Raw genomic sequence first — 12,399 nt, 5'->3', positions numbered from 1 at the left:
CGGTCATCCCCGTCGCCGACGCGCAGCAAGGCCCACCCGCTCCAGCGGTGCGCCCGACGGTGCGTCGGCGTCGTCCAGCTTTCGAACTGCGGATGCTCGCACCCGCCATCCTCGTACTCGCCGCGGTCTCGGTCATCCCGTTCGTGAGCCTCATCGTCATGAGCTTCTCCCACGTGAGGCTTCTGGGCGGCGTGACGCTCACTCCGGCGGGTCTGGAGAACTGGACGACGGTCTTCGGCGACCCGGCCACCTGGGCCTCCTGGCTGCGCACCCTGGAGTTCTTCGTGCTCGCCGTGGGCTCGGAGATGGCGCTCGGATTCGGAGTCGCTCTCATCCTGAACGCCCTTCGTCGGAGCCGCACGATCGTGTTCTCGATCACGCTGCTTCCCATGTTCCTCGCCCCGATCACGGTCGGGCTCCTCGGCAACTTCCTCCTGGATCCCACGATCGGGCTCTACAGCTGGCTCCTCCGAAGTGTCGGCCTGCTCGCTCCCAACCACGGTCTCCTGGGCCAGCGGGAGACCTCGATGGTCGCCATCGCCGCGTTGGACGCGTGGGAGTGGACGCCGCTCATCGCGCTCATCATCCTCGCGGGGCTGACCTCGATCAACCCCTCCGTTCTCGAGGCGGCAAGCCTCGACGGCGCTGGCTTCACCCGAACGATCACCTCGGTGGTCCTGCCCTCGATCGCACCGATTCTGTTGGTCGCACTTCTGGTGCGGTCGATGGACGCCATTCGCTACTTCGACATCGTGCAGATCACGACCGGCGGCGGGCCGGCGAGTTCGACGTGGATGATCTCGCAGCAGCTTCAGCAGAAGGTGCAGGCGACCTCGCTCGACGGTGTGACCACTCTCATCGGACAAGCGTCGGTGATCGGCATCACGATGATCGCGTTCTCCACGATCATCGCCAACCTGTTCGTGCGTCTTCTCAGCAAAAGGGAGCGGGATCGATGAGTCGCGCGCATTCTCCGCTCGCCCCCCGCACCGCGCCCGGGCGAGCTGTGCTCATGGCGCTGACCGCCGCGACGCTGCTCGCGGTGACAGTGCCCTTGGTGTGGATGCTCATCACCTCGATGAAGCCCCGTAGCGCGATCCTGACCGCGCTGCCCACTCTCGACTTCACGCCGACACTCGTCAACTTCCAGGCGCTGTTCACTGGCGATAGCTCGATCCTGCCGTACATCCGGAACAGCGTCGTCGCCTCCCTCGGCTCGACCGCGATCGCGGTCGTCCTGGGCTGCATGGCTGGGTACGCTCTCTCCATCTGGCGAAGTCGGGCCAAAGCGCAGCTCTCCTTCTGGATCATCTCGACGAGGATGGCCCCGATAGCGGCGGTCATCGTGCCGCTCTTCGTGCTCTTCCGCAGCGTCGGACTCATCGACAGCATCGCGGGCCTCATGCTCGCCTACCTGACCTTCAACTTGCCCTTTGCGATCTGGCTGATGAACGCCTTCTTCGCGGAGGTGCCCGCGTCGCTGCGCGAGGCCGCGCAGATGGATGGCTGCACACCGCTGCAGGCGTTTCGCAGAGTCGTGCTCCCGTGCGCCGTGCCCGGCGTCGTCGCGACCGCGGTGCTCTGCACCGTCTTCTCGTGGAACGACTACGCCTTCGCTGTCGCGTTCTCCGGGCCCGCGTCGCAGACGCTGCCGATGTCTGCCGGATCCCTCATCACCCAGACAGGAGTCGACTGGGGTCAACTGTGCGCCATCGGGCTCGTCACGGTGATCCCGATGATGGTGCTCGGACTCACCGTGCGCCGACACCTCGTGACCGGGCTTTCGCTCGGGGCCGTGACGGGGGAGTGACGGCGGATGGGGCTACGCGTCGTCCCCGGTCCAGAACAGACCCGGGGTCGTGAGATTCTCGGGAACCTCCGCCGCCGCTTCCTTGTCGACGAAGAACAGGGTTCGACGGCGCCCGCGAACACCCGCAGCGGGAACCTCATTGACGCTCGCGTCGGCGAGCGTGAGCCCCAGGGCGGACGCCTTATCGGCACCGGCGAGAACGAGCCAGATGCGCAGCGACGAGTTGATGACCGGAAGCGTGAGACTGAGTCTCTCCGGCGGGGGTTTGGGCGAGTTGCGCACCGAGATGACCGGCTTCTCGGCCTCGCGGATGCCGCCACGCTCGGGGAACAGGGACGCGATGTGGCCGTCCGGTCCCACGCCCAGGAAGGTGATGTCGAACTCGGGCCAGGCCGCGCCCTCGGGCGCGTGTTCGGCGAGCTCCGCCGCGTAGGCGGCGGACGCCTCGTCCAACTCGAGTCCCGAATCGGTCGAGGGAAAGGGATGGACCCGAGACGGATCGATGGCAATGTGGTCGAGCAGAGCCTCGCGAGCCTGCTTGTCATTGCGGTCATCGCTCGACGACTCGACCCAGCGCTCGTCGCCCCACCAGAAGCTCACCTTGCTCCAGTCGACGCTGTCGCGAGCAGGTGACTCGCGAATCGCCTCGAGCGTCGCCTGTCCCATCGTGCCACCGGTCAGAACAACGCTCGCCTCACCTTTCTCGTCGATGATGTCGACGATCTTGGTGAGAAATCGCGCGGCGATGGAGGCCGCCAACGAAGCCTTGTCAGGATGAACGAGCACCCGGCGATCAGCGGTCATGACGCTACTTTAGTCGCGCCGGCGCCCGCACCCCGCTTCGCCTCAGGTTTTGCGAGTTGACCGAGGCCGCGACGGATCACATCGCCGAACAGGTCGTCGGGGTCGAGGCGGCGCAACTCCTCGGCAAGACAGTCGCGCAGATTACGCCGCGGGAGAGAGATGTCATGCGTCGGCTGACCCGGTTGCGTCAGGGTCGCGATGTTGGGAATCGATCGCTCCAACTCGATCACCCCCGAGGCACGGTGCAGGCGCACGCCCTGAATTCCGCTGGACCCCGTCGAGGGACTCGTGACCTGGAGCACCACGGGCACCTCGAGCTGCAGCTGGAGCCAGGCGGCCAGGAGCACGGTCGACGGGGAGTCGGCCGCGCCGTGGACCTCGACGCCGGTGATCGACTCGAACGGTGGTTGATCGAGCACCGCCGCGAGCTGCGCACGCCACAGGGTGAGGCGAGTCCAGGCGAAATCGGTGTCACCCGGTGCATAGGTATCGGTGAGGTGGGACAGAGCGGAGAGGGGATTCGACGCCGCGGCGGCATCCGTGATCCGCCGCTGCGCGATCCGACCGATCGCGGACTGGGACGCGATCTTCGGCCCATCGCCCGGCCACCACGCGACAACGGGGGCGTCGGGCAACAACAGCCCCGTGACCAGGCCTTCCTTGTCGCTCGCGGTGTCGCCGTAGGCACGCACGACAATGACCTCGCTCGCACCCGCGTCGCCTCCGACGCGGATCTGAGCGTCCAGACGAGAGTCGTTGTGGTTGTTCTCGTCACCGCTCGTCGAGACGACGATGACGCGCATCGGGTGCTCACGTGACGCGTCGTTCGCCGCCTCGATGGCCTCCTCTTCCTCGCCCAGGCGAGTCGAGATGATCAGGGTGAGGACTCGACCGAGCGCGACGGCGCCGCCCTCTTCGCGAATCTTGACGAGCGTCTTCGAAATGGTGCTCGTCGTGGTGTTAGGCAGATCGACGATCATGGTCGCCTCCAGGTTCGGCCATCGCGGGCCAGTAGATCATCGGCGGACGTGGGGCCCCAGGTGCCGGGGCGGTACTGCTCGGGCTGGCCCTGGGTCTCCCAGAACTCCTCGATCGGGTCGAGGATCTTCCAGCTGAGCTCGACCTCCTCGTGTCGCGGGAAGAGGGGCGGATCGCCGAGCAGCACGTCGAGGATGAGTCGCTCGTACGCCTCGGGGCTCGCCTCCGTGAAGGCGTGACCATAGCCGAAATCCATCGTCACGTCGCGCACCTGCATGCCCGCACCCGGAACCTTCGAGCCGAAACGCAGGGTCACCCCCTCGTCGGGCTGGACCCGGATGACCAGGGCGTTCTGCCCCAAGGTGCCCGTCTGGCTCTCGGCGAACAGGTACTGCGGTGCGCGCTTGAACACGACGGCGATCTCGGTGACTCGACGGCCCAGTCGTTTGCCCGCGCGAAGGTAGAAGGGCACTCCCGCCCAGCGACGCGTGCCGATCTCGAGCTTGATCGCGGCGTAGGTCTCGGTCAACGACTGCGGGTTCATCCCGTCTTCGTCGAGGAAGCCGATCACCTTCTCGCCGCCCTGCCAGCCGCTCGAGTACTGGCCTCGGGCGGTCGCGGTCGCGAGATCCTTCGGGAGGCGGACCGCCGACAGCACCTTTTCCTTCTCTGCGCGCAGATCGGCCGCATCGAAGGACACCGGCTCCTCCATCGCCGTGAGAGCGAGGAGCTGCAGAAGGTGGTTCTGGATCACATCGCGTGCGGCGCCGATGCCGTCGTAATACCCGGCGCGACCCCCCACTCCGATGTCTTCGGCCATGGTGATCTGCACGTGGTCGACATAGTTGGCGTTCCAGATCGGCTCGTACATCTCATTCGCGAACCGCAGCGCCAGAATGTTCTGCACCGTCTCTTTGCCGAGATAGTGGTCGATCCGGAACACGCTGTCCGGCGGGAAGACCGACTCGACGACCGCATTGAGTTCGCGGGCGGTCTTCAGGTCACTCCCGAATGGTTTCTCGATGACCACGCGACGCCACTCGTCGCCCTTCTGGTCGGCGAGACCGGATCGACGCAGTTGCTCGGTGACCTGCGGGAACGACTTCGGCGGGATCGACAGGTAGAACGCGTGGTTGCCCATCGTTCCGCGCGTCTTGTCGAGCTCTGCGAGCGTGTGCTTCAGCTCCTCGAACGCCTTGTCGTCGTCGAACTCGCCCTGGACGAAGCGGATGCCCTCCGCGAGCTGCTTCCACACGTCCTCGTCGAACGGAGTGCGGGCGTATTGCGCGACCGCGTCGTGCACGACCTTGGCGAAGTCCTGGTCGACCCAATCACGGCGCGCGAAGCCCACGAGCGCGAATCCCGGGGGGAGGAGCCCGCGGTTCGCGAGGTCGTAGACCGCCGGCATGAGCTTCTTACGGGCGAGGTCCCCGGTGACGCCGAAGATGATGAGCGCGCTCGGGCCGGCAATGCGGTTGAGGCGACGATCCGTCGGCAGACGCAGAGGATTGAACGTGGGAGTGATCTCCACGGGGGACATGCAGTTCCTTCGCTTGAGGGTGCGGCTAGCGGACGGCGCCCGCGATGACGTTCACGCCGGTGGCGGGGTCGGTCATCGTGAAGGTGAGCACCGGCCGTCCGAGCGCTGCGAGCACGCTCGCGTCGCCGGCAGCCTGGGACTGGATGAGCTCTCCGAAGGTGAAGGGGCGCTCGGGAATCTCGAGGTCGGTCGACGCCGCCTCGGTGATCTGAAGGAAGACGCCGGTCTTGGGGCCGCCCTTGTGATACTGACCGGTGGAGTGAAGGAACCGAGGTCCCCACCCGAAGGTCACCGGGCGCCCGGACTTCGCGGCGAGCACGTCGCGAAGCTCCGCGAGCTGCGGGTGCGCGAGTCGGTCGACGTAGGCCTGCACGGCGAGGTAGCCGTCTGGTCCGAGCTGCGCCAGCAGAGCATCCACTGCGCCCGCAAGGTCGCTCACGCCGTCCAGAAGGCCGGCAGTCCCTCGAACCTCGATGCCGTCCGCGGTGAGAGCGGGAGCGGTGGGCGCGGGGCGCTCGTCGAGCAGGGCCCGAGTGGCAACCTTGGCCGACTCGACGTCCGGCTGGTCGAAGGGGTTGATCCCGAGGATTCGTCCCGCGACCGCAATCGCGTACTCCCAGGTGATCATCTGCCCACCGAGCGTGCCGGTGATCTCGATCTCGCCCTCGGCGACGTCGCGTGTCGCGTTCCAGTCACCGACGAGTCGGATGATCTGCACATCGGCGAGGCCCTCCGTGAGCTCGGGCGCCGACAGGCCGAGAACGACCGGCAGGATGCCCTTGCCGAGCTTGCCCGTGGACTCGGCGATGAGCTGCTCAGCCCAGTCCGCGAATCCCACGATGTGCGTGCCGTCGGCCACGATGCCGAGCTTGTCCTTCAGCGGAACGGTCGCGGAGATCGCGGCACCGAGCACGAGGCCCGGGTTGTCGAGCGAGTCCTGAGCGAGGGCGAGTTCTTCGACCTCCGCCTCACGGAGGAGAGCGTCGATGTCGACGCCCGCCAGCCCCGAGGGCACGAGCCCGAAGGCCGTGAGCGCAGAGAACCGACCGCCGACATTGGGGTCCGCGTTGAACACGCGGTAGCCGTCCGCTCGGGCCGACACGTCGAGCGGGGAGCCCGGGTCGGTCACGACGACGATCCGCGTGGTGGGATCGATGCCCGCCTCCCGGAAGGCCTTCTCGTACACGCGCTTCTGGCTGTCGGTCTCGACCGTTCCGCCCGACTTCGAGGAGATGACGACGGCGGTGGTCTCGAGTCGGTCGTGCAGGGCAGACAGGACCTGCCCGGGATCCGTCGAATCGAGCACGGTCAGCTCGACCCCGTAGGTGCGGGTGATGACCTCCGGTGCGAGGGATGATCCGCCCATGCCGCCCAGCACGATGTGGTTGACACCGTCGGCGTGCAGCGCGTCGCGCAGCGCCGTGATCTCAGGGATGAGGGGGCGCGAAATGGCCACGGACTGCGTCCAGCCGAGTCGCTTCGCCGCCTCCGACTCCGCGTCGGGCCCCCAAAGGGTCTCGTCGAGGTCGGTGATGCGGCTGGCGACCAGATCGGCGACGAGCTGCGGCACGACGCGGTCGACGGCCTCTTTCGCGGCACCGGTGACGGCGATCTTCACGCTCACTTCGCCGCCTCCAGCGCGGCGCTGACGGTGTCGAGCAGTTCGTTCCAGGAGACGATGAACTTCTCGACGCCCTCCTTCTCGAGCAGGGCCGTGACCTCGGCGTAGGAGATTCCCTGCTCCGCCACGGCGTCGAGGACAGCACCGGCCGCAGCGTAGCTACCGGTGACCTGGTCGCCCTCGATGATGCCGTGGTCGAAGGTCGCCTCGAGCGTCTTCTCGGGCATCGTGTTCACGACGTCCGCGACGGCGAGCTGGGTGACGTACAGCGTGTCCGGGAGGCTCGGGTCCTTGACACCGGTCGAGGCCCACAGCGGTCGCTGCTTGTTCGCACCCGCATCGAGGAGCGTCTTGGCGCGCTCGCTCGAGAACTCCTCGTCGAAGAGCTGATACGCCAGCTGGGCGTTCGCGACGCCCGCCTTGCTCTTGAGCGCCTTCGCCGCATCGGTGCCGATCGCGTCCAGACGCTTGTCGATCTCGGTGTCGACACGCGAGACGAAGAAGGAAGCGACCGAGTGGATGGTCGACAGGTCGATGCCCGCGGCCTTCGCCCGCTCGAGTCCCGTGAGGTAGGCGTTGATGACCTGGCGGTGACGCTCGAGGCTGAAGATGAGCGTGACGTTGACGGAGATGCCCGCCGCGATGGTGTCCGCGATCGCCTCGAGGCCCTCGATGGTGGCCGGGATCTTGATCATCGCGTTGGGACGGTCGACCTTGGCCCAGAGCCGCTTCGCCTCGGCGAAGGTGCCCGCTGCATCATGGGCGAGTCCAGGCTCGACCTCGATCGAGACGCGCCCGTCGAATCCACCGGTCGCATCGAAGACGGGCCGGAAGATGTCGGAGGCCGCCGCGACATCGTCGGTCGTGATCTCGAACACCGCGTCGGAGACGTTCGTGCCCGCCTTCGCGAGCTCGGAGACCTGTGCGTCGTAGGCCTCGCCCTTTGCGAGGGCGGCGGCGAAGATCGTGGGGTTCGTGGTGACGCCGACGACGTTGCGCTCGGCGATCAGCTTCTGCAGCCCGCCCGAGTTGATTCGCTCGCGCGAGAGGTCGTCGAGCCAGATGCTGACGCCGACGGCGGAGAGCTCTGCAGTGGGGGAGGTGGTGTTGGTCATGTCAGATTCTCTTCCTTTGGTGCTTAGGACCGGGCCGCAGCGAGCGACTCGTGGGCGGCCGACACCGCGTGCTCGGTCGTGATGCCGAATTCGCGGTAGAGGGTCTTGTAGTCGGCCGAGGCACCGAAGTGCTCGATGGACACGCTGCGGCCGGCATCGCCGACATAGGGACGCCAGCCGAGCGAGATGCCGGCCTCGATGGAGACGCGCGCACGGACCGCCGAAGGCAGAACCTGCTCGCGGTACTCGGCGGGCTGCTCCTCGAACCACTCGAGGCACGGAGCCGACACGACACGGGCGTTCACACCCTCGGCCTTGAGCGCCTCCCGCGCGTCGACTGCGATCTGGACCTCCGAACCGGTCGCGATCAGGATCACGTCGGGCGTACCACCGGGTGCCTCGGCGAGCACGTACGCGCCCTTGCTGACGTTCGAGGCCGCAGCGAAGGTGTCACCTTCCGCATCGCCGTCGCCCCGCTCGAAGACGGGCAGGTTCTGACGGCTGAGCGCGATGCCCGCGGGCCCTTCACGGCGCTCTAGGATGGTCTTCCACGCGTAGGCGGTCTCATTGGCGTCGGCCGGTCGCACGATGTCGAGGCCCGGAATGGCGCGCAGCGCGGTGAGCTGCTCGACCGGCTGATGAGTCGGGCCGTCCTCACCGAGGGCGACCGAGTCGTGGGTCCACACGTAGATCGCGGGTGCCTTCATGAGCGCGGCGAGACGCACCGCGGGTCGCATGTAGTCGCTGAAGATCAGGAAGGTTCCGCCGAAGGGGCGGGTGTTGCCGTGCAGCACGATTCCGTTCAGGATCGCGCCCATGGCGTGCTCCCGGATCCCGAAGTGCAGGATGCGCCCATAGGGGTTGCCCGTCCACTCGTGCGTCGACCACTTCTGCGGCACGAAGGAGCCGCCGCCCTCGATGGTCGTGAGGTTGGACTCGGCGAGATCGGCTGATCCGCCCCACAGCTCGGGCACGAGGGGCGCGATCGCGTTGATCACCTTGCCCGAGGCGGCGCGGGTGGAGACATCCTTGCCGGCCTCGAACACGGGCAGAGCATCCTCGACGCCGTCGGGCAGCTCGCCGCTGAGAACGCGGTCGAGCAGCGCCTTGCGCTCCGGGTTGGCCTCTGCCCAGGCGTCGAACGCGAGCTGCCACTCGGCGTGCTGCGCCTGTCCACGCTCGACGGCCTTGCGCGTGTGCTCGAGCACCTCGGGAGCCACCTCGAAGGTCTTCTCCGGGTCGAATCCGAGCACCTTCTTGAGACCCGCGAGCTCCTCGGCGCCGAGCGCCGATCCGTGGATCTTGCCGCTGTTCTGCTTCTTGGGCGACGGCCAGCCGATGATGGTCTTGAGGATGATCAGCGAGGGCTTGTCGGTGACGCCCTTGGCTGCCTCGATCGCGGTGTTGAGCTCCGCGACGTCTTCGATGTACTGGCCCGTCTTCTTCCAGTCGACGACCTGCACGTCCCAGCCGTAGGCGAGGTAGCGCGCGTGGACATCCTCGGTGAAGGCGATGTTGGTGTCGTCTTCGATCGAGATCTGGTTGGAGTCGTAGATGACGACGAGGTTGCCGAGCTCCTGGTGCCCCGCGAGCGACGAGGCCTCGCTGGTCACGCCCTCCTGAAGGTCTCCGTCGCCGGCGATGACGTACACGTGGTGGTCGAAGGGGCTCGTGCCCGGAGCCGCGTCGGGGTCGAACAGGCCCCGCTCGAAGCGGGCGGCGTAGGCGAAGCCGACGGCCGAGGCGAGGCCCTGGCCGAGCGGTCCGGTGGTGATCTCGACCCCGTCGGTGTGACCGTACTCGGGGTGACCCGGGGTCTTTGATCCCCAGGTGCGGAGGGCCTTGAGGTCATCGAGTTCGAGTCCGTAACCGCCGAGGTAGAACTGAACGTACTGAGTGAGCGAGCTGTGGCCGACCGAGAGGATGAAGCGGTCGCGCCCGATCCAGCTGCTGTCGCTGGGGTCACGACGCATGACCTTCTGGAACAAGAGGTAGGCCGCGGGCGCGAGGCTCATCGCCGTGCCCGGGTGCCCGTTCCCCACCTTCTCCACTGCGTCTGCCGCGAGAACGCGAACCGTGTCGACCGCCTGTGCGTCGATCGGATCCCACTGGAGAGATGACATATGAAGTGATGACCCTTCTAGTGCTGAGCGGGATCGACCCTGTCGTCGATGCCACTGTGTGGTGGTACTCGCCAGGACATCGTCGGCACTACCTACGGCAGCCGCATCGGACGGGGAGTCAGGATGATGGGATGGCCGCGGTTGGCAAGCACGGTCAAGTATAGAGAACCCTGAACGCGCGGGCTCGTTCCGGGCGGGGCCGTGCGCGAGTCCGCCCGACGCCATCGCATAGGATCGAAGACGCACCAGACGATTCGAGGAGCCATGGACACCGCCACGACGACCGCGCCCGCGCAGGCGAGGCCGGGACTCGTCCGCAAGACGAAGGCGTTCATCGGACTCACGAAGCCGCGAGTGATCGAATTACTTCTTGTTACGACGGCACCCGTGATGATCCTCGCGCAGAGCACCCTGCCGGGTCATCACGGCCCGATTCCGAATCTGTGGCTCGTTCTGGGCACCTTGATCGGCGGATCGCTGAGCGCGGGATCCGCCAATGCGTTCAACTGCTACATCGACCGCGACATCGATCGTGTAATGGATCGCACCCAGGGTCGGCCCCTCGTGACGGGCGAGCTCTCCGATCGGGAGGCCCTCGCCTTCGCCTGGGTCACGGGAGCAGCATCGATCCTTTGGCTCGGCCTCCTCGTGAACTGGGTCGCCGCCGCGCTCTCCCTCCTCGCGATCCTTTACTACGTTCTCGTCTACACCCTGGTGCTCAAGCGACGCACCCCGCAGAACATCGTCTGGGGTGGCGCCGCGGGCTGTATGCCGGTACTGATCGGATGGGCGGCGGTCACCGGTGACCTCAGCTGGGCGCCGGTCATCCTGTTCGGGATCGTCTTCCTCTGGACGCCGCCCCACTACTGGCCGCTCTCGATGAAGTACCGCACCGACTACCAATCAGTCGGCGTGCCGATGCTCGCGGTGGTGCGAGGTCGCACGGTGGTCGGCCTGCAGGTGATCCTCTACGCCTGGGCGACGATCGCCTGTTCCCTGCTCCTCGTGCCCATCGCGCACATGGGGGTGCTGTACGTGGCGGTCGCGCTGGTCTCCGGAGCGTGGTTCGTCTACGAGTCGCACCGCCTCTACGGTCGTGCGATCCGCCACCACGACGACGCGAAGCCGATGCGCGTCTTCCACAGCTCGATCACCTACCTGACGCTGCTGTTCATCGCCGTCGGGTTGGATCCGATCATCCACCTCACGCTGTTCTAGCCGCGCGGCACCGCTCCCGCCGCAGACTCTGCGGCACGCAGCCCTGACTCCTTCGGACGGGACACGCGCAGCGACAGGATCAGCGCGGTCATCGCCGCGACGAGGAGCGCAGCGAGCACCATGTGGATGCCGACGAGGCCGACCGGGAGTCCCGTGCGCGCCTGCGTCACTCCCACCGCGATCTGGACCAGCTCGATCGAGACGAGGATGCCCGCGAAACGACGAGTGCGACGCACCGCGTCCTCGGAGTGTCGCCGCCAGAGCAGCGCAACGAGCAGGATCGTCAACCCGAAGGTGACGTAGGCGGGCCAGCTGTGCACGTGCTGCAGGACCACGGGGTCGAGTCCGTTCCGCGGCGCGAGCTTGTCGGGGTTGGAGTTGTCGCCGGCGTGCGGGCCCGCACCGGTGGTGAGGATTCCAACCATCACCGTGACCGCGACGAAGAACGACGTGAGGTGGGCCAGGGGGACGACCACTCCGCCCACGGACCCGTCGGTGCCGCGCGGGCCTGTGCGAACCCGGTACACGAGCACGACCGTCACGACGACGAGCGCGATCGAGACGACGAAGTGAGCGCCGACGACGTAGGGGTTGAGCCCGGTCAGCACGGTGATACCGCCCAAGACGGCCTGAAACGGGATCGAGAGGCCCTGCACGAGAGCGAGCGTGAAGAGGTCACGGCGTTCCCGCCGGTTTCGAACGACCGCGAGGAACATCGCGATGACGACGACAGCGAGGACGAAGGTCAGCATGCGGTTGCTGAATTCGATGACTCCGTGGATGCCCATCTCAGGGGTATTGACGAAGGAGCGATCGGTGCACTCGGGCCACGTCGGGCAGCCGAGCCCGGATGCAGTGAGCCGCACCGCCCCGCCCGTGCCGATCAGCACCACCTGCAGGACGAACGACGCCCAGGCCAGCACGCGGACGGAACGCGAGACGTCGTGGGGGAGCAGCTCGCCGAGGCGGCTGAGGAGTGGTTTCACCGGGGCGCTCTCTCTGGGCGCGGCTCGATCGGCCGCGACACCGAGCCTTATCCTAGGCAGCGCGACTGGGTGATCCACGCGCGCCCGAGCCTGACCGTTTGCCCCGCGGGCACGGCTTGCCCCCGTGCCCGACCTGTAGACTGAGGGGGTTCTACGACCCCCGCCCGACCCTCCGCGTCCGGGCCGTGTGGGAATGCCGTGGCC

The 12,399-nt window shown here is 67.1% G+C and carries 10 protein-coding genes; 3 read left to right on the top strand and 7 right to left on the bottom strand.

The features are described from left to right. The first annotated feature begins 92 nt into the window (after positions 1-92). Together G3T37_RS02185 and G3T37_RS02180 are read left to right on the top strand one after the other, a co-directional pair. Positions 93-959, top strand: a complete 867-nt coding sequence (locus G3T37_RS02185; protein WP_163471836.1) for a carbohydrate ABC transporter permease — start codon at positions 93-95, stop codon at positions 957-959. Beyond that, positions 956-1,810, top strand: a complete 855-nt coding sequence (locus G3T37_RS02180; RefSeq protein WP_174247717.1) for a carbohydrate ABC transporter permease — start codon at positions 956-958, stop codon at positions 1,808-1,810. The genes G3T37_RS02185 and G3T37_RS02180 overlap by 4 nt, the downstream gene beginning before the upstream one ends. 12 nt (positions 1,811-1,822) lie before the next feature. On the opposite strand, the gene pgl is transcribed toward G3T37_RS02180, so the two are convergent. The 6 genes from pgl to tkt are packed head-to-tail and all read right to left on the bottom strand — an operon-like array spanning position 1,823 to position 9,991. Continuing rightward, a complete protein-coding gene (pgl, locus tag G3T37_RS02175; protein WP_163471835.1) occupies positions 1,823-2,614 on the bottom strand; it encodes a 6-phosphogluconolactonase in 792 nt (263 codons plus the stop codon). After that, positions 2,611-3,594 (bottom strand): glucose-6-phosphate dehydrogenase assembly protein OpcA, encoded by a 984-nt coding sequence (locus tag G3T37_RS02170; protein ID WP_163471834.1) that lies wholly within the window; start codon positions 3,592-3,594, stop codon positions 2,611-2,613. The genes pgl and G3T37_RS02170 overlap by 4 nt, the downstream gene beginning before the upstream one ends. Beyond that, positions 3,591-5,132 carry a glucose-6-phosphate dehydrogenase gene (zwf, locus tag G3T37_RS02165; protein ID WP_163471833.1) on the bottom strand — a complete coding sequence of 514 codons (1,542 nt, stop codon included), beginning with the start codon at positions 5,130-5,132 and terminating at the stop codon, positions 3,591-3,593. Before zwf ends, G3T37_RS02170 begins: the two co-directional genes overlap by 4 nt. Positions 5,133-5,157: 25 nt before the next feature. After that, entirely contained in the window at positions 5,158-6,756 is a 1,599-nt protein-coding gene (locus G3T37_RS02160) for a glucose-6-phosphate isomerase (protein ID WP_163471832.1), read from the bottom strand. Continuing rightward, complete coding sequence (gene tal / locus G3T37_RS02155; RefSeq protein ID WP_163471831.1) at positions 6,753-7,868, bottom strand: transaldolase; 1,116 nt, start codon at positions 7,866-7,868, stop codon at positions 6,753-6,755. Before tal ends, G3T37_RS02160 begins: the two co-directional genes overlap by 4 nt. A 23-nt stretch (positions 7,869-7,891) precedes the next feature. Further along, positions 7,892-9,991 (bottom strand): transketolase, encoded by a 2,100-nt coding sequence (gene tkt / locus G3T37_RS02150; RefSeq protein WP_163471830.1) that lies wholly within the window; start codon positions 9,989-9,991, stop codon positions 7,892-7,894. Between the two features lie 264 nt (positions 9,992-10,255). Between tkt and G3T37_RS02145 the strand changes: the two genes are divergently transcribed. Next, positions 10,256-11,209, top strand: coding sequence for a heme o synthase (locus tag G3T37_RS02145; protein ID WP_163471829.1), 954 nt, complete (start codon positions 10,256-10,258; stop codon positions 11,207-11,209). On the opposite strand, the gene G3T37_RS02140 is transcribed toward G3T37_RS02145, so the two are convergent. Then, positions 11,206-12,195, bottom strand: coding sequence for a COX15/CtaA family protein (locus G3T37_RS02140; RefSeq protein ID WP_163471828.1), 990 nt, complete (start codon positions 12,193-12,195; stop codon positions 11,206-11,208). The two genes, G3T37_RS02145 and G3T37_RS02140, sit on opposite strands and share 4 nt — an antisense overlap. Positions 12,196-12,399: the final 204 nt, after the last annotated feature.

The sequence above is a fragment of the Galbitalea soli genome (assembly GCF_010686725.1).
Lineage (GTDB): Bacteria > Actinomycetota > Actinomycetes > Actinomycetales > Microbacteriaceae > Galbitalea > Galbitalea soli.
The sequence above is the reverse complement of the archived record's forward strand: the minus strand, read 5'-3'. Positions and strand labels throughout refer to the sequence as shown.

Excerpts from the sequence above, each read along its gene's own strand:
- G3T37_RS02145 (WP_163471829.1), top strand. The coding sequence starts at position 10,256 with ATGGACACCGCCACGACGACCGCGCCCGCGCAGGCGAGGCCGGGACTC.
- pgl (WP_163471835.1), bottom strand. The coding sequence starts at position 2,614 with ATGACCGCTGATCGCCGGGTGCTCGTTCATCCTGACAAGGCTTCGTTG.
- zwf (WP_163471833.1), bottom strand. The coding sequence starts at position 5,132 with ATGTCCCCCGTGGAGATCACTCCCACGTTCAATCCTCTGCGTCTGCCG.
- G3T37_RS02180 (WP_174247717.1), top strand. The coding sequence starts at position 956 with ATGAGTCGCGCGCATTCTCCGCTCGCCCCCCGCACCGCGCCCGGGCGA.
- G3T37_RS02170 (WP_163471834.1), bottom strand. The coding sequence starts at position 3,594 with ATGATCGTCGATCTGCCTAACACCACGACGAGCACCATTTCGAAGACG.
- tal (WP_163471831.1), bottom strand. The coding sequence starts at position 7,868 with ATGACCAACACCACCTCCCCCACTGCAGAGCTCTCCGCCGTCGGCGTC.
- tkt (WP_163471830.1), bottom strand. The coding sequence starts at position 9,991 with ATGTCATCTCTCCAGTGGGATCCGATCGACGCACAGGCGGTCGACACG.
- G3T37_RS02185 (WP_163471836.1), top strand. The coding sequence starts at position 93 with ATGCTCGCACCCGCCATCCTCGTACTCGCCGCGGTCTCGGTCATCCCG.